We start from the raw sequence: 25,005 nt of genomic DNA, 5'->3' as shown, positions 1-25,005 counted from the left end.
TCTAAAAATCCCGCCGTCATCAAATTGATAAGAGGGCGGGTTATCTGTCGTTAATAAAGACTAAACACAGTACGTGGTTAGTTTTTACCTTTTAAAATCTGTTGGGTTAGGTTTAAAGCTGATTCTAAGCTGCTTGAGCTCTGGCTTAGTTTGCTCAACAAACTTGCGCCCAACCACATAGAATATAGATTTTGAGCGGTTTCTTGGCTGTCTTCAACTTTAATGGAGCCATCTTCAATACCACCAGCAACACAGTGTTGTATCGTAGAGGTCACTTTTTCAGCCCCTTTTAGTAAGGCTTGACGCATAGGATCAGAAAGATCAGAAACTTCGGCGCTGAGCTTAACTACTAAGCATTTATGAGCGTTACAGGTACCGTTTTCAATCTGTGACCATCGAGTGAAATAACTGATAATTCTCTGGTAATGGTTGCCTTCACCATGAACCAAAATAGTTTCAACCCTGCTGATGTAGGTCTCAAAATAGTGTTGGATCAGAGCCTCGCCAAATTGCTCTTTCGATTTAAAGTAGTGGTAAAACGACCCTTTCGGCACGTCCGCTTCTTTAAGCAATTGCGATAAGCCAACGCCGTTAAAGCCGTTGTTCACTATTAATTGGTAGCCAACATCTAAAACATGCAGGCGTGTGTCATTCGTTTTTTCGTTCATGGGCAGTACTATAAATTAAATTAGACCAGTCGTCTAGTGATCGGTTTTTGAGGGTATATTCAGTCGTTGCAAAAGTGGCTTCAACTATTCAAACGTTCACATATAAGAAAGCCCCAACATAGCTAGTATGTTGGGGCTTATATCAGTCACTATCGGTTATTTGATAGAGATTAACTCAACATCAAAAATCAGAGTTGATGATGGTGGGATAGGGCCTGAACCGCCTTTACCGTAAGCCAATTGGCTCGGGATAAACAGGCGAACTTTTTGGCCTTCAACCATGTAAGTCAAACCTTCTTGCCAGCCTTTGATTACTTGCTTAAGAGAAAATGAGATTGGCTCGCCGCGCTCAACAGAGCTGTCGAAAACAGTGCCGTCGATAAGTGTACCGTGGTAGTGAACCGTTACTTTGCTGTTCTTAGTTGGGTGCTCTGTACCAGTACCTTCTTCAAGCACTAGGTATTGAAGACCACTTTCAGTCGTAACAACCCCTTCTTTAGCGCCGTTTTCGACAAGGAACTGTTGGCCTTGCTCGATATTTTCTTCGCCAGATTTATGATTCATCCAAGTGCGGTAGATCATGAAGCCAGCCAAAATAAAGACAATGACCGGGATGATAAATTTAGACATAGTAAAACCTATTTATAGTTAATGCTGTATTTCATAGTTAATGCTGTATTTCATAGTTAATGCATAATTTGACAGTTAATGCAGAATTTCGCAGTTAATACAGAGTGTGTTAATCAATTGGCTAAAGCCGTGATTAGGGTTGAGTCAAAAGGTAGTTGATCGTTTTTGCGATGCCAGCAACGTCTTGGTGACCTGCTGTTAGTACTTGGTATTTACCGTTGATGATAAATGTTGGTACTGAGTTGATTTGACCTTTTACTGAGATCTCTTCTGCTTTCTTAACGAAGTCAAATAGAGCAACTTGCTGCTCTTTATTCAGTTGGTATGGGCTAACCAAACCACGAGAAGTGAACGCTGTCTCTAGTGCTTGTTGACGCTGTTCTGGCGTTGCATCTGCACCCATTTGAACGGCACCAAATAGGTCGTCCATGAACGCGTGGTCAGGTGTCGCGTCAAGTTGCATCACTGCCGTGTAGTAGATCATTGCGCTGATTTGAGCACTTTCATTGAACGTTACGTGCATCTTGCCAATAGTTTGGTCTGTTAGCGACTCAATCTCTGGAATTGCACTTTCCATTTGACGACAGTGACCACAGTTTAGAGAGAAGATTTCAGTGATCGGAGACAGGTTAAATTCAGTTAGAGCAGTAGGAAGTGCTTCGTATTGAACGCCTTTCTGTGGCTCGTCTGTTTCACTACAACCCGCAATAATAAGTACGGCAGCGAGTGCTGTGATGAATTTAGTAAATGGTTTAAACATAATGTTTGCTCTAGCGTTGAGAAGTCGTGAGATTCTAACTATTTAGTACGAATTGGAAAACAATTATAAGGTAAATAAATGCAAACAGTTCGAACTAGAGGGTGATGACAGGCTAGTTGACGGTTAACTGTGATCAAAAGCACTTTTTTTGGATGTGCTTTCTTTTCGTATAAAGTTTTTATCTAAAGTTTTTCCCTCGGTGCCGATATAGACATTAGTGAATGGTTTATCTGCATGAGTGGTTGGTGAAGTAATGAGATATTTAGCGATAATGTTAAGCATAGCTTTGGCAGGGTGTGAAACGACGTTACCAACGGGTATGTTAGGTGACGATCTGCTAGAAACTGCACCGCAAACCGATTACGACCTTATGCATCCTGAATGGGGTGTGGTTCAAACGACATCTGTAGCGAGCAATCGCAGTTACTCAGTCCAGAACAGCACTCATCAACAAAAAACCATCACAACCAACTATGGACGTGGTGTCTCGACTAATGACCCACTGGAAGTTTTTTTAAGACAAAACCGTATCGATTTTGAAGTACTTCCGGGCAACCATGTGATGGTAAAGCTGGAACAGCACGTGAACTTTAAAACGGGTTCGGCATTCCCTGAGCCAGCCTACAATCAATGGCTGGATACTTTAGGCAGTTACCTTTCTCAACGCCAAGACATTGATGTGGTGATTGAGGGCCATACTGATAATACGGGCAGTGATCGTGTTAATGATCCGCTTTCTGAGCTACGTGCAAAAGAAGTGAAAGCGCGCTTGGAAAGTAACTATGTTTCGAGTCGTGCTATTTACACTCGCGGCTTTGGCGAATACGTTCCGGCTTGTACTAACGCTTCTCCGCAAGGCAAGGCGTGTAATCGCCGTGTAGAATTGATGCTGATTGTGTCGAAGTAGTCATTTGAGCTTTCTTCCCTAAATTGAAAGCGACGAGTTCCAAATAATAGACATAAAAAATCCCTCATATTTGAGGGATTTTTTGTATCTGACTTTCGTTTCGCAGATTAGCTTATGCGAATTGCTTTTCTAAGTAAGTAACGATATCCGAAGATTCATACATCCACTCAGTTTTGCCGTCTTTTTCGATACGTAGGCAAGGCACTTTAACGCGACCGCCACCAGCTTCAAGCTCAGCACGGTGTTGATCATTGTTCTTTGCATCACGAAGTTCAAATTGAACCGATTGACGTTTCATCGCGCGGCGCACTTTTACACAAAATGGGCACGCTTCGAATTGGTATAACGTGTGCGTCTTTGCCTGCTCATTCACTTTGCTTTGCTCTTCTTGAGAACGTTTCACACCACGTGGGCTGAATACAAAATTCAATAACAAGATGACACGACCTAAGAACCAACGGATAAACTTCATAACTCTCTCTACATATTTAAAATTAGCGTTACAATTTGCAGCATTATATACACAAGTTTTGCTAGATGCTCGCAACAAACCGCTAATATCTATTTTGTCCGTTCGATCGTGTGAGACTTAGCCACATTTAGTCCTAAACGCTTAGACAGTCGAGTCAGATTTGCTCGGTCTGTTTTCAGAACTCGTCCTGCTTGCGCCCAGTTAAAGTTGGCATCTTCCAACACTTCAGTAATGATGCTGCGTTGAAAATCGTCCGTCGCGCCACGTAAACCAGCGGATAGGTCGATCGTTGGTGTTGATAATGGTGTGTTTTTTACCTGTGTCGTCGCAATCGGTTGATCTTGGTCGAGTGGACCACAATCTTCTTTAGTGATTGTCACGAGGTTTTTGTTAGTGCTGCGAGCCAATGCTTTCAGTGCTGAACGGCTGATAACGTGTTCAAGCTCACGAACGTTACCTGGCCAACCGTAACGGTTTAGGAAGACCAGAACATCAGAACGGAACTTAACTTGGTTGATACCAAGCTTACGGCGCGCTTGTTCTAGGAAGAAACCAGCTAATAAGCTGATGTCGTCACCACGTTCTTTCAATGCAGGTACCGCGATAGGGTACACACTAAGTCGGTGATACAAGTCGGCTCTGAATCGACCGTCTTCAACTTCTTGTTTTAAGTCTCGGTTGGTTGCAGCCAGAACACGAACATCAATGGTTTGGATGTTGTCTTGGCCTACCGGTTGGATTTCGTTGTTTTGCAGCGCACGCAGTAACTTACTTTGTGCTGCCAAAGGCAGTTCACCAATTTCATCTAAGAACAGTGTGCCGCCATCGGCTAGAGCAAACTTACCTAAGCGGTTTTTGTCTGCGCCAGTAAATGCGCCACGAACGTGACCAAACAGTTCACTCTCTACCAAGTTCTCAGGAATAGCAGCACAGTTCACGTAGACCAGCGGATTACGCTTACGTTGCGATTGGTGGTGCAGGGTACGAGCAACGAGCTCTTTACCAACACCAGTATCACCATGAATCAGAATATTAAACTCAGACGGCGCTACAACCGCAATATCGTTCTTAAGCGCGACCATGGTGTCACTGTTACCAATCAACTCGCCGCCGTCACGTTCCCACGCTTCTACGTTCAACTCTTCCAGTAATTGTTTTGACTGTTTTGCTTGATGCTCAAGTTGCGAGAAAGTCATCGCCATCTGCATGGTTGAAGCCGCAATAGCAGCGAGAACTTCTAGGTTACGAGCAGGAATATTCGCAAAGACATCAGGTTTTAGGCTGTCTAGGGTTAGCACTCCTAACAATTTGTCACCAAACAGCAGAGGCAAACCCATGCAGGCATGCATTGGTAAATCGCCGTCGTGGTCGATCAGTAAGCCATCGAAAGGATCAGGCAATGAGCTATCAGCATCAAAACGAACAGGAGAACGTGATGCGCAAATCTCATCAAAGCGAGGGTGTTCCGAAATGATAAAGCGGCGACCGAATGTATCTCGACTGAGCCCTTGCATTGCGATGGGTACTAGCGTGTCGCCTTGAAGGCTTAAAAGCGCGACGCAATCACACGTTATGGTTTTACGAATGGCATCGATTAGGCGATTAAAACGGTCTTGATCGTTCACACCGCTGGCTAAACCAATGGTCATTTCCATGAGAGTGGATGCTGAGATATCTTGCATAAAGGGCTCATACTGTTTGTATTTTTATACATGGTAGAGTCTTTATGACACAAAAAAAAGGTCTTTTTGACTAAAGTTTGAAGTGGATTTTTGAAAGGATGCCAGACACAGCAAGCTTTCGCATGTTGGCACCGTTTGTGCAATGTGTCCATTACGTGTTGTCTATATGACTGAATAACTGACCTATAGTTGATTTGAATCAATTAATGCTCATTTATCAGTCCACGTGATTCTCATAAAAAATGTAGCCAGAGAGCTCATTGAGAATGAATTGGTATAAAGTCATCTTTAAATAAAACTAGTCAATTTGACTCAAGTGGTCAAAAGACTAAGTGTTCGGAGTAAATCAATGCTAAACAATCTACATATCAACATCATCAAATCGACGATTCCTCTTTTAGAAAGCGCAGGCCCTGCTTTAACTCAACACTTCTATCAACGTATGTTCACGCATAACCCTGAATTGAAAGATATCTTCAATATGACTCACCAAAGAACAGGTCGCCAAGGTGTGGCACTGTTTGAAGCTATCGCGGCTTATGCTAAAAACATTGAAAACCTAGCAGCGTTAACCACCGCGGTTGAACGTATTGCACAGAAACACACAAGCTTTAACATTCAACCAGAGCACTACCAAATTGTTGGTTTGCACCTGATTGAAACATTGCGTGAATTAGCTACTGAGGCATTTACTCCAGAAGTAGAAGAAGCATGGACTGCCGCTTACCTATTCTTAGCGCAAGTATTCATCGACCGTGAAGCTGAACTTTATCTACAGCGCAAGCAGGCTGTTGGTGGCTGGGAAGCAGCACGTGCATTCGTAATTGCAGACAAGATCGAAGAGTCAGCACTCGTAACAAGCTTCATCTTACAGCCAAAAGATGGCGGTGAGGTTTTGGATTACACACCAGGACAATACATCGGCATTGAAGTGAAACCTGAAGGCGCACAATACAGCGAAATTCGTCAGTATTCACTGTCAGACAAGCCGAACGGAAAATACTACCGTATCTCTGTGAAGCGTGAAGGCCAAGGTCAAGAAACGCAAGGTGTTGTTTCTAACCACATGCACGATACCGTTGCTATCGGCGATGAGGTTAGCCTATACGCACCAGCAGGTGACTTTATGTATCAAGAGCGCAGCAAGCCAGTAACGCTCATCTCTGCAGGTGTGGGTGTAACGCCAATGCAGTCTATGCTTGAGTTCTTGAACAACGAGCAGAAAAACGAACCGGTTCTTTACCTTCACGCTTGTGAAAACGTAGGCCAACACTCTTTCACGACTCGTGTTAAAGATATTGTTGCTGACAAAGGTTGGGAAGCGAAAACGTGGTACATGAACAAAGACGAGTCTGCTTGTGAGAACACACATCAAGGTCAAATGGATCTAGCGTCTATCTCTGATACTAAAGGCTTTGAAGAGAGTGATTTCTACATCTGTGGACCTGTTGGCTTCATGAAGAACATCGTAGAGCAGCTAGACGCACTTAAAGTAGATCGCTCACGCGTACACTACGAAGTATTTGGCCCTCACGCTAACTTCTAATAGCTCTCGCCTGAACTATTAACACCTTGCCTATTCAAAGGCCTCACATTGTGAGGCCTTTTTTTGTTTGGTTCTCCTGTCTGACATATCGAATATTGGAGAATTCGATCGAGCAAACTAAGCTCTTCTAGCTTAGGTCTAAGAACGTTTGACCTTTTTAGACATGTAGTCAGTATCAAAAAACTCAGGCCAGTACATTTTCACGTATCCACCTGCAACCCAAATTACTAGGATGGTCGCGATGGTTAGCTCGAAGAAACCAAACTTGTGCAGCCAATACCATTGTGGGTATTCCGCGCCGAAAAACGTAGTTAGACGATGCATGGCAATAGCGCTGATCACGGAAGGGAAAGTGACGGCAGCAATCGAAGGTTGGAATTTCAGACGCATCAATCGTATGTAACACAAGTAAATCAATAGTGTCATGGTGATAGCAATACCAGCCAACGCGCCTGTTAGAATCGGGTCTGGGTTGTCGAAGTTAACCAAGTAAGCCGCTAAAGACAGGTTCACAGGTGCTGCCATGATGGCTAAGGTTGGTCTTGCTCGGCGTGGCAGGTTTCCTTCGAATACCAAGCGGTACAACACCACTGGCAGCATTAGGAAATAGATACCGATACAAGTGGCCGCAAGTGTTTCTGAAAAAACGGTGTGCCCAAATTGTGAACCTGCTAAGGAACTGCTGATTAACCCCACCGGATACAGAAACCAACTCGGTACAATGTTCGACATTTTAAAGTTGATGATCTGGAAACTAAAGAACAACACCATCATGGTAAAATGCAATAACAACGCGCAGAACCAGACAGGGTAAGCAATGACTGGTGAGATTTCGGCTAAATAGTCGCATAGAATCAATAACGCCATGCTCATTGGTGCCATCAAGCTTCCACTAAGCGGATGACGAATGTCATTGATGAAAGTATTAAAGCTGGTGAGATACCGAAGTAAAACGGGTAGCAATAACAGTGCGCCAAATGCAGCAAGGTAAGGGCGAATGATCTCACCAACCCCTGGCAGATATAATGCCCAAGCTTGTCCTAGTCCAATAACACCAAGTGCCAAAGACGCCTGAGATGGCGGCACATTTTTTACTTGGGTTAACCTTCTCCAGTTCAACGCCTTTCTCCAACTAGTTATTTATATAATATGAGTCAATTATAGAATTTTTGCTCTAGAGTGAGCGCTCAGCTGTGTCCTCAATAGATGTTAAGGACACTCAAATAATTTTGAGTGGATGATAGCAAGTTTAACGTTTGCTTTTTTGACTTTGATACGAAATCGGGACATTAAGCACGAGGAAAGTGTGCTTTATTTTTTGATTGATTTATAAATACTGAGCTTGGTTTGCTCATGTATCAGTGGAATTTGACTGTATTAGTGGAACTTAACGAGTTACGTTTAAGTCCCACATTTGAACTGAAGTTTTCAATGTAATTAACGAACTTCCTCTTGCTGAGGGAGATCTTGCTGTCTTAGTTTCTCGTTTTTCAGCGTACGGTTAAGTAGTTGGCTGTAAATTGGCTGACCACCTAACATCTGAGCAATGATTACCGCGCCTAAGCAGGTGATGATCAACGGTAAGATGAGGTAGTAGTTATTGGTCATTTCAATAACCAACAGTATGCCAGTGATAGGCGCTCGCACGGTGGCGGCAAATAAGGCGCCCATGCCGGCAATCGCAAACATACCCGGCTCTATGTTCAGTTCAGGAAAGAATGCAGCCGCGATAAGCCCAAACGCGTAACCAAAGAGTGTTCCTAGGGCAAGCATTGGTGCAAAGATACCACCCGGTGCACCAGAGCCGAAACAAAGTAGCGTGGTGAGCACGCGCCCTAAGAAGATTAACAGCAGCACGTTTGCGCTGTAGTTGCCATTCGTGATGTTCGGGATGATACCAATACCACCGCCAGTCAACTCGGGTATATAGAGCAGCAATAAGCCAAAGCAACCGCCCAGCAGGGAACCTGTCATTAAGTAGCGTTTACGGTCATTCTTGTGTATTGCCACAAACAGGTCTTGCGAAAGTGTAATCAGCTTATTGAAAATCACACCAAACAGGCCGAACAACACGCCTAACAACAAGAATAACCACAGAGCATCCAGTTCAGGCGGTTGGTATTGAGGCATAGTGATAACGGCAGATTGTCCGTTGATTGATCGAAAAACGATGTTGGCTGAAACCGCGGAGATGATGACGGCTTTAATTGATATGAGTGAGTAGCGAAACTGTGGTCTCATCTCCTCGACTACAAACATGATGCCAGCCAGTGGTGCATTGAATGCGGCGGCTAAACCACCTGCGGCACCCGAAGCTAATAGTGAGTGGCGAGTATCGTCATCTTTAACTCGAAAGATATCGGTGACCATGCGACCAATACTGCCGCCCATTTGAACGGTTGGTCCTTCTCGACCTAAAACCATACCAGAGCCTAATGCGCCCATACCGCCAAAGAATTTTACTGGCAATACTCTCCACCATCGAACAGGGCGCATACCGTCCATCGCACCTTCAATTTCGGGGATGCCTGAGCCTGCAGCCTCTGGAGCAAAGCGATGAACAAGGAAGTAACCAATAAAGGCAAATGCAGCACTAATAAGGAAAGCGGCTAGCCAAAGGGGTAAATAGCTACCGATTTCATCTTTAAGCCAATCGGTACGAGTTTCTGTGATGAAATGAACCGCGACTTCGAAATAGGTACCCACTACGCCAGCAAGTACACCTACAATACAAGAAAGAAAGAGAACGGAAGCGGGTGTCTTATCTCTTGAGAGAAATTGATTAATAGCATCCCTTGGCATTTTGGCTAATAAGGATTGCTTAATTTTCTCTCTTCTGGTCATTGAGATAAGGCTCCTGAATGGGTTGAGGCGGGACTGCAATAAATTATACGCGTCCTCTTCATATCCTATAGCAGCAAAGATGCAAAGTTGAATTTCATTTATGGAATATACGTGTTACATAAATGGAATCTATAGGCAATAGTTGAATCGCTGTCACAATTTTGATCGATTCTCCGGTGGCGGCTTGAATATCCCCAAAAATGAACCATAGTTAAATCGTAAAGCAACATAACAAACCGCAAGGAGACGTGAGGTTTTACACACAATTTGGATGGATTCAGAATAAAGTTTTAGTTCCTCGTTAAATGTTCAGGTCGATATTTAAGGCTTCCTGATTCGCGAACTCACGATTGAGTAACGAGGGTGAGGCGTACTGAGTAAGTACGCCTTTAGTTCGTCTGGAGCATTCCTTTTTCATCGTTCCCCCCCTTTCTAGTGACACTCATACAACTTCTGGCTTAAATCATTCTCCGTATAAACAAGCGATTGGGGTCAATTCCTCCGTGATTGTGTATATACTCCTAAAAAAAGGAGAACTGATATGACCAAAAAAGTTCCTACAAACATAATTACGGGTTTCTTGGGTGTTGGCAAAACGACAGCCATTTTGAACCTGCTCAAAAATAAACCTGAGAATGAAAACTGGGCTGTTCTGGTTAATGAGTTCGGGGAAATTGGCATCGATGGCGCATTGATGACAGATCAAGGTGCTTTGATTAAAGAAGTACCGGGTGGCTGCATGTGCTGTACCGCTGGTGTGCCTATGTCAGTGGGTATTAATGCTTTACTACGCCAGAAACCGGACCGTTTATTGATTGAACCTACAGGGCTTGGTCATCCAAAGCAGGTTATTGCGACGTTAACTTCAGAACAATACACACCTTATGTTGATTTAAAAGCGACGCTTGGCTTGGTTGACCCACGAAACCTATCCAATGAAAAGTACACGTCGAATCAGAATTTCAATGATCAACTGGACAGTGCAGATGTGATTCTTGGTACTAAGGTTGACCTTGTTCATTCTGAAGACATCGATGTGTTCAATGATTGGGTGACGGATCAAACGCCAGCAAAAGTCTTCCATAAGCTAATTCACGATGGTGAAGTGCCATTGGAAGTGTTGGACATTGAAAGAGTATACGGCAGTGCTTCCTCTCATATTGAAGCGCACCATCACGATCACGCTGAACAAGAGCCTCAATTCCAACTTCCTCCCGGTGAAGCGTTCATCCGTAAAGAGAATAAAGGACAGGGCTATTTCAGTTGCGGTTGGCTATTTGGTGCAGAGCATAAGTTCGACTTTGATGCGCTGTTTTCAATGCTGTCGGATCTTACGGCTGAGCGTGTAAAAGCCGTGGTGAATACTGACCATGGTTGCTATGCGTTTAACGTGGCGAATCAAGTGGTGTCCGTGAATGAAATTTCCCTTGATGGCTTTGAGTCTCGTCTTGAAGTGATCGACTCGCAGTTAATGCCTTGGGACGATCTCGAGCAGATTCTACTCAAGCTGTGTGGCATCAAATAGCGCCATTTTTACTGTTTGAACTGATGATCTCGGTGTTTACTTCGTTGAAGGTGGGGTAAACACCAGATTAAATGAGAAAGTTTGCGTTATATCACGATAAATGTGAGATAAATCACTCTAATTACTTTATAGTGCTCGGCTGAAATAAGAATGTAGGCTGTCTGCTTAAGGAACCCGTAACAATGTCATTTTCCTCTCAAGGTTTTGCTCCTGAATTAGTCAAAGCGTTGACTGAGTGTGGTTATGAAAAACTCACTCCAATTCAACAAAAGGCGATTCCAATGGCTCGTAAAGGCCATGATATTTTTGCTACTGCTCAAACCGGTACGGGTAAAACAGCGGCATTTTCATTGCCTGTTATTCAGCACCTTTTGAACAGCGGTAAAAAGGCGTCTAGAGGAACGGCTCGCGGCCTTATTCTTGCTCCAACTCGAGAGCTAGCTGCGCAGATCGCTCAAAACATTAAAGACTACGTTAAATACACTGAACTAAGCGTTTCAGCGGTTTACGGTGGTAACAAAATGTCTTCACAAGTTCGTCAATTAGAACTGGGTGTTGATATTTTGGTTGCAACACCAGGCCGTTTAGAAGAGCACTTAGAAGCGGGTAACGTGTCTATTGCTAACCTAGAATTCCTAGTATTCGATGAAGCTGACCGTATCCTTGATATGGGCTTTATCAATGCCGTTCGTAAGATCATGTTGGATGTAGAAACATCGCCGCAAATCATGATGTTCTCGGCAACGACTTCTACTCAGTTAAACCAACTGTCTGTTGATATTCTACGTAAACCAAAACGTATCAGTGTTGAGCGCGAAAACTCAACGGCTGCTACTGTTGGTCACGTGGTTTACCCTGTGGATCAAGAACGTAAAACTGAACTGCTTTCTGAGCTGATTGGCCGTAAAAACTGGCGCCAAGTGCTTGTGTTCGTGAACTACAAAGAAACAGCGAATGACGTCGTTAAAGAGCTTAAGTTAGACGGCATTAAAGCGGTACTTTGTCACGGTGATAAAGCGCAAAGTGCTCGTCGTCGTGCTTTGGATGACTTCAAAGAAGGCAGAGCTCGTGTGATGGTAGCTACCGACGTTGCAGCTCGTGGTCTTGATATCGAAGACTTACCACACGTAATTAACTACGACATGCCTTTCCTAGCGGAAGATTACGTTCACCGTATTGGCCGTACAGGTCGTGCTGGTAAACAAGGTCATGCGATTTCTTTCGTTAACCGCGAAGAAGAGTTGACTGTTGTTCAAGTTGAAACACTGATTCAACAACGTATTCGCCGTGTTGAACAACCGGGTTATGAACCGAAGAAACGTGATGCTTACATCGAGAAACTGAACACTAAATCGGCGTACAAAAACCGTCAGGGTCGTAAGAACAACGCAAACGAAGAGCCTCAAGATCAAGCAAGCGCTGAACGTCGTTTGACTATGATGAAGCGAATTAAAAACCGTCGTAAGTAAAATTACGGTTGGTAATGGAAAAGAGCCACTGTATTGTGGCTCTTTTTCGTTGTGTCGCTAAATATAAGGTAGCTCCTTAGAAAGACAGCTCAACAAGCTAAACACTTAAATAAAAATAAGTCGATAAGGTAATAATATGGATAGCGCACTACTTTGGGCTTTTATTCCCACATTTTTCTTTGTGTCAATTACGCCCGGTATGTGTATGACCTTGGCTTTGACGCTAGGAATGAGTGTTGGATACAAGCGTACATTATGGATGATGATCGGTGAATTGGCTGGTGTTGCGGTGGTTTCTATTGCTGCGGTATTGGGTATTGCATCTATCATGTTGAATTACCCATGGTTATTTACGGTTTTCAAATTTGTTGGTGCAGCTTATTTGTTCTATTTAGGCGTCCAGATGTGGCGCTCAAGAGGCAAATTGGCGATCAGTACTGACAACCAAACAACAAAAGTCAGTAATGATTGGGATTTGGTGGTGCAAGGCTTCGTGACAGCGATTGCGAATCCGAAAGGTTGGGCATTCATGATTTCGTTATTGCCTCCTTTTATTAACAGTAATAAAGACTTAGCACCGCAGTTGTTGATTTTAGTGTCTATTATTCTGGTTTCTGAGTTTGTCTGCATGACCTTGTATGCGACAGGTGGTAAGAGCCTAAAACATATGCTGGGTAAAGCCGATAACGTTAAGTTGATGAACCGCATTGCAGGTACGTTAATGATGGGCGTTGGTGTGTGGTTGTTCGTGAGTTAACTGTGATTAACGGTATTGCGATCAACTATAACGGTTGAGATCCCCGACTCAGTCGTTCCTCCTTCTCGAGGATGACAAGTACTTGGGATGACAAGTACTTAGGATTACGTGAGTTTTGAAAATTCGGATTCTTACTTAAACCGAAGGTCGAATAGAACAGAAAAAGAGCGATAGGGCGTTTGGCCTTATCGCTCTTTTTGATTTTACTTAGCTAGCGAACAGAAACTAGATAACAGTAAGGTTACTGATCTTAGCTAGATTTTCTTATTAAACCGCGATTTCACCGCCGTCTTCACGACGAATCACAACGGTAGATGCTCTTGGGCGCACATTACCTTTAGTCTGTGCGGTCGCATCTTCTGACGATGGCCAGTTTGCTGGGTGTTGAATGTTCACAAACAGTGATTTGAAATCTGGGCTGATGGTAAAGCCTGTTACTTCACAACCGTTTGGACCAACAAAGAAGCGTTTAAGTTGTGCTTGGTTGTTTGCATCAATCACCGCACTGTTGCCGCTGTCATCCGTTAACTGAGATGGAACCACTGCCAGCATTTGGTCATTGGTGTAGCCCTTTACTTCATCTGCGCCGTTATCAGTCTGAATCCACAAGATGCCACGAGCATCAAACGCTAAGCCGTCAGGGCTTGCGAATTGGTTCATGTCTGTTAGACCTGAGCGGTTAATAGACTTGTCTTCCACTGCTGGAGAGCCAAATACGAAGATATCCCAATCGAACTCGCCTGCCGTTTTACCTTCATCCCAACGAATAACATGACCGAACTTGTTGTCTACGCGAGGGTTCGCAGAGTTCGCTTCTTTACGCTTGTTGTTATTAGTTAGCGTTAGGTAAGCCGTACCTGTCATCGGGTCAACAGAGCACCATTCAGGGCGATCCATTGGCGTTGCGCCTACAAGGTCGGCTGCGCCTGCGGTATTAATGATAAGTGCTGCTTGAGAATCAAATGAATCACCTAGCTTGCCGCCGTTTGTCGTCTTGCTGCTCAGAGTCAGTGGTAGCCAAGTACCTGAACCATCATCATTGAACTTAGCCACATACAGCGTGCCTTTGTCCATATACTTGTCACCCGCACTTAGGCGATTGCTCGGCTCTGCATCACGCGGGTCCCATTTCTCTTCAGAAACGAATTTGTACAGGTATTCAAAACGAGAATCGTGACCAGAGTAGAATACGATCGGCTCGCCTTCGGTCAATTTACCGAACGTACAGCCTTCGTGACGGAAGCAGCCCAGTGCAGAACGTTTCTTCGCGCGAGAGTTTGCTGTGTATGGGTCGATTTCAACAATGTAGCCGTGACCGTGTGCTTCGTTACGGTAGTCATCAATCGGTGAATCAGCGCTTGGTGTTACATCAAAGCGTGCAAATTCGTCTAAGCGTTCTTGTTTGTTACCTGAAAGCGTGTCCCAACCGTAACGTGTTTTGTCGGTAGCGATACCAATACGTTCTTGCGCTGGCGTTGTCTCGCCTTTGTTCACGAAATAACCCGGCCAGTTTTCTTCACACGTTAGGTAAGTGCCCCATGGCGTGTAGCCATTACCACAGTTGTTCAACGTGCCACGAGCTTGGCTGCCGTCTTGTGAGAACTTGGTTTTGGTAAATTCACTGTGAGCAACAGGGCCAGACAGGTCCATTACTGTTGCGCCTGTGTAGCGGCGGTTCAGTGGATCGTTATCGACCATCACCCATTGGTTGCCTTCAAGTTTTACTCGAACAACACTCACGCCGTGCGCGTTGATCTCTTTGCGAACTTCATCAAGGCTAGGGCGGTTGCCTTCATCGTATGTAGGACCAATAGCGTGCAGTGCTTTTTGGTCGATGTATTCGTGGTTGATCACCAATAAGCCATCATTGCTGTTGCCATTAAGCGGGAAGAAGTGCATACCGTCGTGGTGCATGCCCAGTGAGTTAGCTTGATCTTGTGCGTTGTTGGTGCCGTCTTTTAACCAAGCCTTGCCTTGCTTGTTAAGTGGAGTACCCCAAGGAACTAATACCTGTGCTGTATAGCCTTTTGGTACAACGACACTGTCTGTCAATGATCCTTTAACCGATTCGAATGCCAGTGTTGCAGTGCTTTTTTGTGCGCTCGTTGCTTGCATTGTCGCAGCGTTAGCCGTGCTGTGACCCGCTAAACCAAACGCGCCAAATGCGCCAAATGCGGTCATTGCACTGATGCCTAAACCGCCTTTGAGAACATTTCTTCTTGAAAGGTTCGCATCTAGAACTTCTTCGAAAGGCTTGTTGTTACTCTTGTTAAAACGAGTGCTATCAAATGTTTCCTTGCTCATCGGGACTGCTTCCTATTGGCTGACTTTATTATTCGTTATTTATGACTTACCCACTTACTAATGAATTGGTTAATAACTTGGGCTGATGTGTGAGCAATCGTGAAGCAGTTAAGTGACAGATTTTTATAGTTTTGATTAAGGTTTTGTTTCTGTAGCACGATTTTTGCTGCTAAGCCTCTCGTGCAATACAAAACTCTTGGGAATTAACGAAGAACTGTGTATAAATGCTTTATCAAACGAAAAGAGAGACAGTTATGAAATTAGATAAAATCGAAAACAAAAATCGCCGCCTACGCAAGAAGTTATACCTAGGTGAATTCGCTATTCTAGGTTTTGAAGTAAGCTGCACGACTTCGATTGCTGATTTTGACCAATACGATGTGTTCATCGATGAATTTATCGATTTTATCGACAGCATCGGCCTGTGCTTTGGTGGCGGTGGTTTAGAGCTGTTCGAAGGTTTCTTATGTTCTATTGAGCGCTACCGTTCAGTGACAGAAGCAGAGCAACTGCAAGTAGCGCAGTGGCTTGAAGCTCGCGCAGAAGTAAGCAAAGTAGAAGTAAGCGAACTTGTTGACGCAAACTACGCATTCTAAATTGGTGTTGTTCGGCTAGCTCAGTTGGAAGCTAATAGAGCTTTCCTGAGATAAGCTTTATACATCAGTGAAAGGCCCAGTCGGTATATCGATTGGGCCTTTTTGCTTTTGGTCTGCGCTATTTTTGAACCATGATCCCTTGTGTAACTCTCATTTCTAGAACGAGAATTTCTATTTACATATCAGTATTTTAGGTCTGTCTTTCTGGATAGTAAGAAGTTTGAATAAACTTGTGAGAGTTTTATGAGAATTCAATGAAGTTGCTGATAGATTTGATCGTCATTCTTAGAGTCAACAACACCACAGTTCGTTCTGGCAAAGATAACGGTATATCGCTGTTATTCGTTTTGTTGGCAACGATAGGACTCGATAAAGGATGGAATCAAAATGAACAAACGTACTCAAATCAGCTTAGTGATCAGCTCGGCTATGTTGGCCTTCGGAGCGGCTCAGGCTCAGGCTGCAGAGCTTGAGGTGACCGTTACCAACGCAACGAAAGGGATCTACTTTACGCCTATCTTGGCAGCCGCTCATGACTCCAGCTTGTTCATGTTTAGAACGGGTGAGAGTGCTTCTGCGGAATTGGAATCGATGGCCGAAGGGGGCGATATTTCAGGTCTATCGAGTTTGATTGCAAACGTGGGTGGTGTGGTGGTTGAAAACCCAGCTACCGGTATTCTTAACCCGGGCGTCGCAACTACGTTTGATATCGACACTGGTGATTTAGCTTACTTGTCATTGGGTGCAATGCTGCTGCCAACCAACGACGGTTTTGTTGGCTTAGACAGTTGGAAAATCCCAACTCAAGCGGGCACCTACAAAGCGACCCTCAATGGCTATGACGCAGGCACTGAAGCGAATGATGAGTTGGCTGGCAGCATGCCAAACCCGCCATTTATTACCTTTGGTGCTGGTGGTACGGGAGTTGAAACTGCAGTGTCAAACGCTAAGGTTCATATTCATCCGGGCAACATTGGTGATAGTAACGCGGCTGGCGGCATCAGCGACCTCAATAGTAGCAGTCATCGTTGGTTAAACCCTGTGGCTACTATCACCATTGTTGTGAAGTAAGGGGGATGTATGAAAGCTAGAATTCTATTTATCGCTGCATCAGTAGCTGTGTTAGCAGGTTGTCCGGACGATGACGACGATTACTATCGCTATGATGTGAGTGTGACTAACCTCACCCCCAATCAACCAATGTCACCACTCGCAGTGTTGACTCACAATAATAGCTTCAATCTGTTTGAAGTTGGGCAAAGCGCCTCTGTCGATCTGGAATACTTAGCGGAAGGAGGCAGTAATGCACAATTGCTTGCGCTCAGTGACAGTGACGCCAATGTTTATCAAGGCATCTCAGGCAATGGGCTGATTCTTTCAGGTGAGCAAGACACGGTGTCTATTCGTGTTGACCCAAATCAAGAAGGGTATATCTCAGTTGCTTCCATGTTGGTGAACACCAATGATGCGTTTGTTGGTGAATCCGGTTTGTCGCTTAAGTCATTAGCCGTGGGTGATACCTTTGTGATGAACATGAATGTTTGGGACTCAGGAACGGAATTGAACGACGAGCTTGCTGCAACCATTCCAGGACCTGCAGGCGGTGGTGAGGGTTTTAATACCACACGAGACGACACCGATGTAGTGAGTTTCCACTCTGGTGTAATCAGCCAAGATGACGGCCTTACGACGTCTGCTTTAAGTGCTAACCATCGTTTCCTCAACCCAGGAGCAAGAATCACCATTACTCGAACTGAGTAATAGGGTTGAAAGCACGATGAAAGAATTCCTGCTCTGTTCCGGTCAATTGAAAGGTAGGCAGACTCCGAATAGAGCAGGGATCATGAATAGTGCTGCGGTAAATTTGATGGCAAACATATTGTTGGTTGAAGATGATGATGACCTAGCTGAACTGGTGCAGATGCATCTTAAGTTCCAAGGCCATGACGTAATAAGAACTAATGTGATTGAAAAGGCTCAGGCGCTCTATAAAGATGGTCATTTCGATTTGATCGTACTGGATCGTGGCTTGCCTGACGGAGATGGACTCGATTTTTGTCGAATGTTACGTCGACAGGAAGATTGGACACCAGTGCTAATGCTAACAGCAAGGGATGCTGAGCTAGATAAGGTGTCAGGTTTAGAAGCCGGTGTTGATGACTACATAACGAAACCTTTCAGCGTTCTCGAGTTTCAAGCAAGAGTGAGGAACGTACTTCGCCGTTTAAGCCATGTTGAATCAGTCACTCAAGAGGCTATGACGACAGAATCGATTATGAATTTTGGTGGGCTCATTATTCAACCTGAACGCCATCAGGTGTCACTCAATAACCGAGATGTACCGCTTACTGCTACCGAGTTTACCTTACTTCATTTCTTAGCAACCCGCCCGGGACGTGTGTATAGCAAAGACGAGCTGCTCGATCACGTTTGGAATACTCATCACTCTGGCTACCACCATACTGTGTGCAGCACGGTCAACCGTCTAAGAACCAAGCTTGCGATGCCGAATAGTGATGATGATTTCATTAAAACCGTTTGGGGTGTTGGCTATAAGTTTGAGTCGAAAGCTTAGGTCTATGTGTCGCGCCCTAAGTTTACTAAAAAGCAAGTAAGATCTACGAGCCATCGAGGAGAGAACATGAGTTTCAAATCGCGTTTAGTGCTGTTCACAAGTTTGTGGTTTTTGTTGGTAAGTGTGGTGATTGCTTACACTTATCATTGGCAAAAAGAGACCATAGAACAAAGAACTAAGCAGAGCTTACATAAAGAGCTCGCAGTTCATATGCGCGATGATAATCCTCTGATGATTGGTACCGACTACAACCCCAAAGCACTCAAATCTATATTCCACACCTTGATGTTGATAGGGCCTGATTTTGATATCTATTTTCTGGATAGTCAGGGCAATATCACCACCAATGCAGCACCTGAAGGCACTGTGTTAGCCAATCAGATAGATCTAGCGCCCATTCAACAGTTCTTAAATGACGAGCCTTATCCTATTTTGGGCGCAGACCCGATCAACCCAGGCTCTCCTAAAGTATTTTCTGTGGCGGCGATTGAAGAGTTAGGATCGACGGTGGGTTATTTGTATGTGGTGATAGGAAGTAATCGCCATACTGTGATCACCAACTCTCAGGTTGATACACCATATATCGCACTTGCAGGGCTTGTGCTGGTTTCTATTTTTGGCTTTGCGATTGGCGCTTATCTGCTAGTGAAACGTAGTCTGTTGAACCCAATTGAGGCGGTAACCAATAAATTGCAGCAACAAGCTGAGCAAGATTTTAGATTGGAACCTAACTTTGTCCATCAAGTACCAGAGTTGGTGCCCATCGCACGTTCTTATCAATTGATGGCGAAACACATCCAACAACAGTTTTTGCAGCTTGAGTATCAGTCATCACACCGCAGACAAAGCTTATTACAGCTCAGTCATGATTTGAAAACGCCATTATCGAGTGTTCTTGGCTACCTAGAAACGTGGAAGATTCAAAATCCGAAGTCAGACCCGTTGATTGACGTCGCTTACCGTAATGGCAACAAGTTGTCTGAACAGCTCCATTCATTACTCGATAGCGCCAAGAATGATAATCCTTTGCCTACGTATCAATACGCTTCAATCGATTTTAATGTGTTGATGAACGAATGCTTAGAAACGATACAAAGCCAGTATCGCCATAAGAATGTTGAGTTGAACGTCAATATACCTATTGGAATCAAAGCTGTGGGTGACAGTGATTTACTTGAGAGGCTGATCTTGAATCTGCTAGATAATGCGTTGAGGCATAGCCCGAGTGGAACAATGGTGTCGTTAGATGTAGGTTTAGAATCGGATTCAAAACGGGTGAAGGTCGTTATCCATAATGAAGTTGAACGAGAGGCCCCTAATGGTTCGTTAGGTATTGGCACCAAAATCGCTCAGTCGATACTGATGTTGCATCATAGTGTCTTAGAAACAACAAAAGCAGAAAACTCATTTCAACAAAGTTTCTATTTGCCTTCGGTTTAGCCCTGTCTGTCTTCGATTTAGTTCTAATTTCTTTCGATATCGTTCTACTTGCCGCCGTTCTAGGGGATAGGCGAGTTGTTCCTTGAGTAACGAACAACTCGTTGAGCAGCTTTTAAGTTGAGAAGTTGAGAAGTTTTTAAGTTGAAGGGGCTTTATGCGTCTTTTTTGGCTTCGTTGCCTTCATCGCCTTCATTTAGTTCAGCATAGAAGTGCAGCAACTCTGTGAGCTCTTTTACCCAACCAAATGCTTCTGTCGGTGCTTTCAACAAAATCTTCTCGACTTTGTCACAGTGAGTTTCAAGGCTGATCGCTTGCTCAAGGTTGAACGACATTGCATAGAAGTGCCAAAGCAATAGTCGAGTCATGCGCTCGATGTTTTGCTGTGAGTTATCCGACTCACTAAACGCAAGGTTCACTTCACTCAGCGCGATTGCTGTCATTCGCAACATCGCATCAAACTTCGCTGATTGCATACGCTCTTCATTGGTTACTTCTTCCTGTTCGAACGTAAACAGTTCCGTCATTGCATCTTCAGGGACAAGGCGATGAATCATTCTTAAACTAAATTCTTCTAGTTCTTCACGAGGCATGTTGTTTAAGCAAGTTAAAGTGTAATCGCGTTGCATGGTGTTCTCTTGGATCTGCAAAAAGGTCGGACAGTTTAATGGAGAAGCGAGTTCAGAAAAAGCAGATTTTAGATAAGCTTACGTTTGTAGGCTTATCTATGTACTACAAGCCCTAAAATTGATGTTTAGGGGAACTGTATTTAGGTTTAACGCAGTATCAGGCTTTGCTATGGCTTGGCGGTTGATACTGCATAGACTGATCGTTTCTCATGAAAATGTTACTCGCGACCAAGCTGCCAATACAAATTGAACCAAGCGCTAACCAAGTCATCGTATCTGGAATCTCGTTAAACAGTGGGACCGCCAACAAAGTTGCAACGGCGGGTGTTGCACTACCAAATGCTGCTGAACGTTCTGCCCCTAACGTGTTTACAGCATATAAATAAGTGAAAGCCGCGATTAAACCTGCACCAACGCCTTGTACCGTTGAATGTACGGCAAGCTCTGTGACTGGCCATTGAGCAATTGGTGTGCTCATTAAATGGCTAGGTAGGGTTCCTGTAAGGATAAGGACCAGTAGTAGCAAGGTGGAACAGAATGAAATGAAACCCGCACTCACAAGCGCATTAAGATTGGCAACACGTGCTGAGATGGTAAAAGTCGCCCACATCAAGCTGCCACACAAAAATAACAAGTGACCTTTGGTGTATTCAAAGTTGAAGCTGCTTAAGCTATTTCCTAGAAACAACAATATCCCGAGTAAAACAAGACCTAAACCAACGACACGGTGTCGGCTAAGCGGTTGTTTAAAAAAGAGTACCGCGATCCCTGTTACGAACAAAGGAAGCGTTCCCGGAACCAAAGCACTCCCGTGTGATACCGGAACAAACTGCATGGCTGTCCCAGCAACGAGTAAATAAGGCAACCCGCACCCCACAAACATACCGGCCAAGTATCGATTCGGGACAGCAGCGATCGTGCTGCGTGCTTTCCACATCAAAGGCAATAGCACCAATGCAGGTATGAGGAATCGAGTCAGTGCGATGTCTGCAGGTGTTAAGTCTGAATTTGCGCCGCCTTTAAGAGAAAGGAAAAAGCTCGCCCAGATGAGCAGAGTGACAATAATAGATAGGTAGCCAAGCTTCATAATAAACAAGGAAAGTGGATGATGACTCATTATGGGGTACTTGGTGTGCCACAAGTTGGCAAGTTTTGTTCGAAATTGAGTCACGGTTGATGATTTCTGCTAATATTTCCCAAATTGTTGACGAATTTAACCAATGATCGGTATTTGCTATGGATAGGATTGATAGACATCTTCTTGAGTTGCTTCAGAAAGACGGCAGGCTAACCACGGCTGAGTTAGCTGATGAGGTTGGCTTATCGGCTTCACCGTGCGCGAGGCGCATCAAAAGACTGGAAGAAAAAGGGATTATTGATGGCTATCGTGTGAGCCTGTCACGAGAACAGGTCGGCATCGCAATGAGTGTGTTTGTTGAGGTGAGCTTAAACAACCACCAAGAAGTGTCGATCGATAAATTTGAAAGTGCAATTGTCGAGATGGAAGAGGTCATTAGCTGTCACGTTGTATCCGGAGCTTATGACTATCTTTTAGAAGTTGTCAGCCCAAATCTTATGGCTTATGAAGCATTTACAAGAAAGCTACAGCGACTCTCTAACGTAAAAGATATACATACTCATCTTGCGATTAGGCAAGTGAAAGGCAATGCGCCACTTCCGGTTTATACTGACTAAGCTATAGGTAGGGGAGATGTCTTTGGGTGAAATGAGCTGAAAACGAAATGACTTTCGTTGTTAAATTAGGGTGCCGCTGCTCTTAAAGACAGTCGTCAAATACCAGATGCGCAGCAATAAAAAACGGAGCGCCTCGTGAAAGGCACTCCGTATATGATAGGTGCAAAACTTAGTGATACTTAAAGTTAGAGATTGAACAATCCCCAGTTTGAGCGTTAATTCTGAATGAGAAAGCATGTGAATGATAATCCACACCGTCATTCCAAATCGTCTCTCCAAATATCTTACATAGCTCTAGCTCACTTACTGAACCGAACTCTTCCATGTGTTTAGCTACAGATAAAAGTTTACCTCTTATCTCCGCAGTCCATTCCGTGTTACTCAAGCAGTTGAAAGCCATAGTTTTTTGCATATTACCTAGCCAAAATGTTTCTTGTTATTAAGTTATATGAATAATCATGATAACAATTTCTTGGCGTTTGTAAATCTATTTTGTGATGAATATCTCACATACTCGCTTGCATTGGTCGGAAATTGAACTTTATTGTTGATAGTTCGCACATTAGTTTTACAACTTATTGATAAAGCTTTGATTAACGAGTTATCTGACTATTTTGGCTTGAGGGAAGCATATTTATCGGAAAAATCCAGTCGATAAAGCGATGAAACCTAGTAATGCTTTCAGTTTGGGCCATCGTTTGTCGGTTGGTTTATGTGGCGTGCTTCGTCAATCATCGTGGCTTCTTTGCGGTATTTTGAAGACAGCTGACGGAACTTTTCACTGAGTGTATGGAGATCTTGCGAGAGTGATTGTGAGCTTTGTACATGCACCTGCGCACTTTCTGTCTGTCGCGGTAGTTTTGCGTTGGTGCAATGTTTAGCGACGGCTTGCCAAGAGTGCGTTAGAGACTCCGCCCCATCTAGCTCGGTAGACACAACGTATGCCTGTTTTAATAGAACCTCAGAGACATCGTAAGCAGTATTCATATGACTATTGAGCTGTACATTAAACCTTTGTTCGTATTTTGCCCAAAGTTCAATGATCTGCTTTTTGGTGAAATGTTTGGATAACAGCGTTTGTGATTCATAGGTTGAGAGAACTTGGTTGAATTCTTTAGTGTATTGGTTGTACCGCCCTTCAAATGATAGTTGGCGGTCCAACAGTACTTGCCAGTTTTCACGGTCACAATGGTTTGCTAGCGCGACATTAGCACTCAAAGGTACACTTACAATGATAACCTTCACCCAAAAACTCATGACTTTCCTCTACTTACTGCGTTCTCTATAGAGAGTATAGATGAGCAGCAGCATGAGTTGATGTACACTTGAAAGATACCTAAAACGGAAGAGCTGGTGGATTTGATGAAAAAAGCGCTGATCGCTTTACTTGTGTTGTTAATATTGGGCGGAGGAGCGGCGTATTACTTCTTGGTCATGAATAAAGACCCAATTCCACCAGAGAAAATGGAAGAGCCAGCTGCAGAAGTTGCTCAGCAGTCAGATTCTGACCTCGCACCTATCATGGATCTTCAGCCTGAACCAGAACAGACCGAATTTTACGTTTTGGATAGAAAGCTCGAAGTGGTAGAGCAGCCTGAAATTGATGGGTTGATAACAGATTACCTCTATAAAGGTGAAAAGGTCGAAGTGTTAGAGAAACAAGGCGAATGGGCTCGTATCTCAGATTACATCGTTCTAAAAGAAGGCGGGCCACAGACTGCCGAATGGGTCTCGATGTCTGGCCTATCCAATGATGAAGTGATTATTTCCGAGAAAGAAAGCATAGAGATATTGGATTCATATTTGGTTAAATCCGACGATCTTAAGCTCCATAAAGAGACGTTCCGCAATACGGTTGCAGAGCTGATCTCGGATGGCGAATGTGACCCAAGTGATTTCGAGGAGTTAGGTGGTTGGGTGAAATCGGTGAAGTACAGTGACCGAGATGTCTATTTTATTTATTGCGGCGGACTATCGCTTGAAAATAAAATTTATTTAGATGTAAATACAAATGAAATATTTACGAAGTAAAAATCGCCCCATTTTAAGTGTTGGACGTATTAATATTCTTTAGGGTTACCGTTCATAAGTGAAATTTTTGAAATCTTACTCTATCGCAGAGTGGGCTTCTTTATTGGCACCTCATTATATTTAATCCGATATAAGCAGTATCTGGCTATTCCGTTTAAACAATGGGTCTACAGTTTTTATGGTATGAGAGTATTGTTGTCGGGATTCCGTAAAGCAGGAGCTCCGATTCTCGATAAGGAAGTTGTCGATAAAGAGACCATCGATCCAGAAGCTTCGGAAAACCAAGCTTAATGTTTTGCCTCTTACTTAACAGTAGAAATACCTTAACAGTAGAAGTAAGAAATGCCAGACAATAAAAAAGCCACTGAATTGAACTGACCCCCAATAGTTGGACACCAATTATTGGGGGTCTTTTTATGTCCAAATATAGCCGAGAGCTAAAATGTATCATTGCTAAGCAATACTTAGATGGCACGTC

Annotated in this window: 24 protein-coding genes; 12 read left to right on the top strand and 12 right to left on the bottom strand. The window is 43.9% G+C overall.

Going from position 1 to position 25,005, the window contains the following annotated elements; all coding sequences use genetic code 11:
- Positions 1-77: 77 nt before the first annotated feature.
- The 3 genes from NX845_RS20050 to NX845_RS20040 all read right to left on the bottom strand — a co-directional run bounded on the left by NX845_RS20050 (position 78) and on the right by NX845_RS20040 (position 2,058).
- Entirely contained in the window at positions 78-668 is a 591-nt protein-coding gene (locus tag NX845_RS20050) for a TetR/AcrR family transcriptional regulator (RefSeq protein ID WP_029222534.1), read from the bottom strand.
- Positions 669-824: 156 nt separating this feature from the next.
- Positions 825-1,298 (bottom strand): FKBP-type peptidyl-prolyl cis-trans isomerase, encoded by a 474-nt coding sequence (locus NX845_RS20045; protein WP_065682776.1) that lies wholly within the window; start codon positions 1,296-1,298, stop codon positions 825-827.
- A gap of 133 nt (positions 1,299-1,431) precedes the next feature.
- On the bottom strand, positions 1,432-2,058 hold the full coding sequence (locus NX845_RS20040) for a thioredoxin domain-containing protein (RefSeq protein ID WP_065682775.1): 627 nt from the start codon (positions 2,056-2,058) through the stop codon (positions 1,432-1,434).
- A 271-nt stretch (positions 2,059-2,329) separates the two neighbouring features.
- Between NX845_RS20040 and NX845_RS20035 the strand changes: the two genes are divergently transcribed.
- Complete coding sequence (locus tag NX845_RS20035) at positions 2,330-2,965, top strand: OmpA family protein (protein ID WP_029222001.1); 636 nt, start codon at positions 2,330-2,332, stop codon at positions 2,963-2,965.
- A 112-nt stretch (positions 2,966-3,077) separates the two neighbouring features.
- Here the strand turns inward: NX845_RS20035 and NX845_RS20030 are convergent, their stop codons facing one another.
- Entirely contained in the window at positions 3,078-3,437 is a 360-nt protein-coding gene (locus NX845_RS20030; protein WP_004731371.1) for a glutaredoxin, read from the bottom strand.
- A gap of 89 nt (positions 3,438-3,526) precedes the next feature.
- Positions 3,527-5,119 carry a nitric oxide reductase transcriptional regulator NorR gene (norR, locus tag NX845_RS20025; RefSeq protein ID WP_004731373.1) on the bottom strand — a complete coding sequence of 531 codons (1,593 nt, stop codon included), beginning with the start codon at positions 5,117-5,119 and terminating at the stop codon, positions 3,527-3,529.
- 349 nt (positions 5,120-5,468) lie between these two features.
- On the opposite strand from norR, the gene hmpA reads away from it, so the two are divergent.
- On the top strand, positions 5,469-6,665 hold the full coding sequence (gene hmpA, locus NX845_RS20020; protein ID WP_017078299.1) for an NO-inducible flavohemoprotein: 1,197 nt from the start codon (positions 5,469-5,471) through the stop codon (positions 6,663-6,665).
- Between the two features lie 138 nt (positions 6,666-6,803).
- Here hmpA and NX845_RS20015 read toward each other — a convergent pair whose 3' ends face one another.
- Together NX845_RS20015 and clcA are read right to left on the bottom strand one after the other, a co-directional pair.
- Complete coding sequence (locus NX845_RS20015; protein ID WP_004731381.1) at positions 6,804-7,751, bottom strand: TDT family transporter; 948 nt, start codon at positions 7,749-7,751, stop codon at positions 6,804-6,806.
- A 351-nt stretch (positions 7,752-8,102) separates the two neighbouring features.
- Entirely contained in the window at positions 8,103-9,509 is a 1,407-nt protein-coding gene (gene clcA, locus NX845_RS20010; RefSeq protein ID WP_017078301.1) for a H(+)/Cl(-) exchange transporter ClcA, read from the bottom strand.
- 541 nt (positions 9,510-10,050) lie between these two features.
- Here clcA and NX845_RS20005 point away from each other — a divergent pair.
- The 3 genes from NX845_RS20005 (at position 10,051) to NX845_RS19995 (ending at position 13,260) form a co-directional block, all read left to right on the top strand.
- Positions 10,051-11,034 (top strand): GTP-binding protein, encoded by a 984-nt coding sequence (locus NX845_RS20005; protein ID WP_065682774.1) that lies wholly within the window; start codon positions 10,051-10,053, stop codon positions 11,032-11,034.
- Between the two features lie 182 nt (positions 11,035-11,216).
- The gene (locus NX845_RS20000; RefSeq protein ID WP_017078304.1) at positions 11,217-12,503 is read left to right on the top strand and encodes a DEAD/DEAH box helicase; all 1,287 of its coding nucleotides are present in this window, start codon (positions 11,217-11,219) and stop codon (positions 12,501-12,503) included.
- A 136-nt stretch (positions 12,504-12,639) separates the two neighbouring features.
- Complete coding sequence (locus tag NX845_RS19995) at positions 12,640-13,260, top strand: LysE family translocator (protein ID WP_065682773.1); 621 nt, start codon at positions 12,640-12,642, stop codon at positions 13,258-13,260.
- Positions 13,261-13,527: 267 nt separating this feature from the next.
- Here the strand turns inward: NX845_RS19995 and NX845_RS19990 are convergent, their stop codons facing one another.
- Positions 13,528-15,564 (bottom strand): PhoX family phosphatase, encoded by a 2,037-nt coding sequence (locus NX845_RS19990; protein WP_260257093.1) that lies wholly within the window; start codon positions 15,562-15,564, stop codon positions 13,528-13,530.
- A 254-nt stretch (positions 15,565-15,818) separates the two neighbouring features.
- Here NX845_RS19990 and NX845_RS19985 point away from each other — a divergent pair, with 254 nt between their 5' ends.
- The 5 genes from NX845_RS19985 (at position 15,819) to NX845_RS19965 (ending at position 20,175) form a co-directional block, all read left to right on the top strand.
- Complete coding sequence (locus tag NX845_RS19985) at positions 15,819-16,160, top strand: YggL family protein (protein ID WP_004731398.1); 342 nt, start codon at positions 15,819-15,821, stop codon at positions 16,158-16,160.
- 387 nt (positions 16,161-16,547) lie between these two features.
- Complete coding sequence (locus NX845_RS19980) at positions 16,548-17,231, top strand: spondin domain-containing protein (protein ID WP_065682771.1); 684 nt, start codon at positions 16,548-16,550, stop codon at positions 17,229-17,231.
- Positions 17,232-17,240: 9 nt separating this feature from the next.
- The gene (locus NX845_RS19975; protein ID WP_004731401.1) at positions 17,241-17,921 is read left to right on the top strand and encodes a spondin domain-containing protein; all 681 of its coding nucleotides are present in this window, start codon (positions 17,241-17,243) and stop codon (positions 17,919-17,921) included.
- A gap of 82 nt (positions 17,922-18,003) precedes the next feature.
- Positions 18,004-18,735 carry a response regulator transcription factor gene (locus tag NX845_RS19970; RefSeq protein WP_065682770.1) on the top strand — a complete coding sequence of 244 codons (732 nt, stop codon included), beginning with the start codon at positions 18,004-18,006 and terminating at the stop codon, positions 18,733-18,735.
- Positions 18,736-18,801: 66 nt separating this feature from the next.
- Entirely contained in the window at positions 18,802-20,175 is a 1,374-nt protein-coding gene (locus tag NX845_RS19965) for a HAMP domain-containing sensor histidine kinase (RefSeq protein WP_065682769.1), read from the top strand.
- 152 nt (positions 20,176-20,327) lie between these two features.
- Here the strand turns inward: NX845_RS19965 and NX845_RS19960 are convergent, their stop codons facing one another.
- Both NX845_RS19960 and NX845_RS19955 read right to left on the bottom strand, forming a co-directional pair.
- The gene (locus tag NX845_RS19960) at positions 20,328-20,801 is read right to left on the bottom strand and encodes an exoribonuclease R (RefSeq protein ID WP_065682768.1); all 474 of its coding nucleotides are present in this window, start codon (positions 20,799-20,801) and stop codon (positions 20,328-20,330) included.
- Between the two features lie 157 nt (positions 20,802-20,958).
- Positions 20,959-21,888 carry a DMT family transporter gene (locus NX845_RS19955; protein ID WP_065682767.1) on the bottom strand — a complete coding sequence of 310 codons (930 nt, stop codon included), beginning with the start codon at positions 21,886-21,888 and terminating at the stop codon, positions 20,959-20,961.
- Positions 21,889-22,037: 149 nt separating this feature from the next.
- On the opposite strand from NX845_RS19955, the gene NX845_RS19950 reads away from it, so the two are divergent.
- Positions 22,038-22,496 carry an Lrp/AsnC family transcriptional regulator gene (locus tag NX845_RS19950; RefSeq protein ID WP_017078313.1) on the top strand — a complete coding sequence of 153 codons (459 nt, stop codon included), beginning with the start codon at positions 22,038-22,040 and terminating at the stop codon, positions 22,494-22,496.
- Between the two features lie 169 nt (positions 22,497-22,665).
- Here the strand turns inward: NX845_RS19950 and NX845_RS19945 are convergent, their stop codons facing one another.
- The gene (locus tag NX845_RS19945; RefSeq protein ID WP_017062621.1) at positions 22,666-22,908 is read right to left on the bottom strand and encodes a hypothetical protein; all 243 of its coding nucleotides are present in this window, start codon (positions 22,906-22,908) and stop codon (positions 22,666-22,668) included.
- Positions 22,909-23,177: 269 nt separating this feature from the next.
- Complete coding sequence (locus NX845_RS19940) at positions 23,178-23,753, bottom strand: hypothetical protein (protein WP_260257092.1); 576 nt, start codon at positions 23,751-23,753, stop codon at positions 23,178-23,180.
- Positions 23,754-23,849: 96 nt separating this feature from the next.
- Here NX845_RS19940 and NX845_RS19935 point away from each other — a divergent pair, with 96 nt between their 5' ends.
- The gene (locus NX845_RS19935; protein WP_065682765.1) at positions 23,850-24,527 is read left to right on the top strand and encodes an SH3 domain-containing protein; all 678 of its coding nucleotides are present in this window, start codon (positions 23,850-23,852) and stop codon (positions 24,525-24,527) included.
- Positions 24,528-25,005 lie beyond the last annotated feature (478 nt).

This window comes from Vibrio sp. NC2 (assembly GCF_025195005.1).
GTDB lineage: Bacteria > Pseudomonadota > Gammaproteobacteria > Enterobacterales > Vibrionaceae > Vibrio > Vibrio splendidus.
The sequence above is the reverse complement of the archived record's forward strand: the minus strand, read 5'-3'. Positions and strand labels throughout refer to the sequence as shown.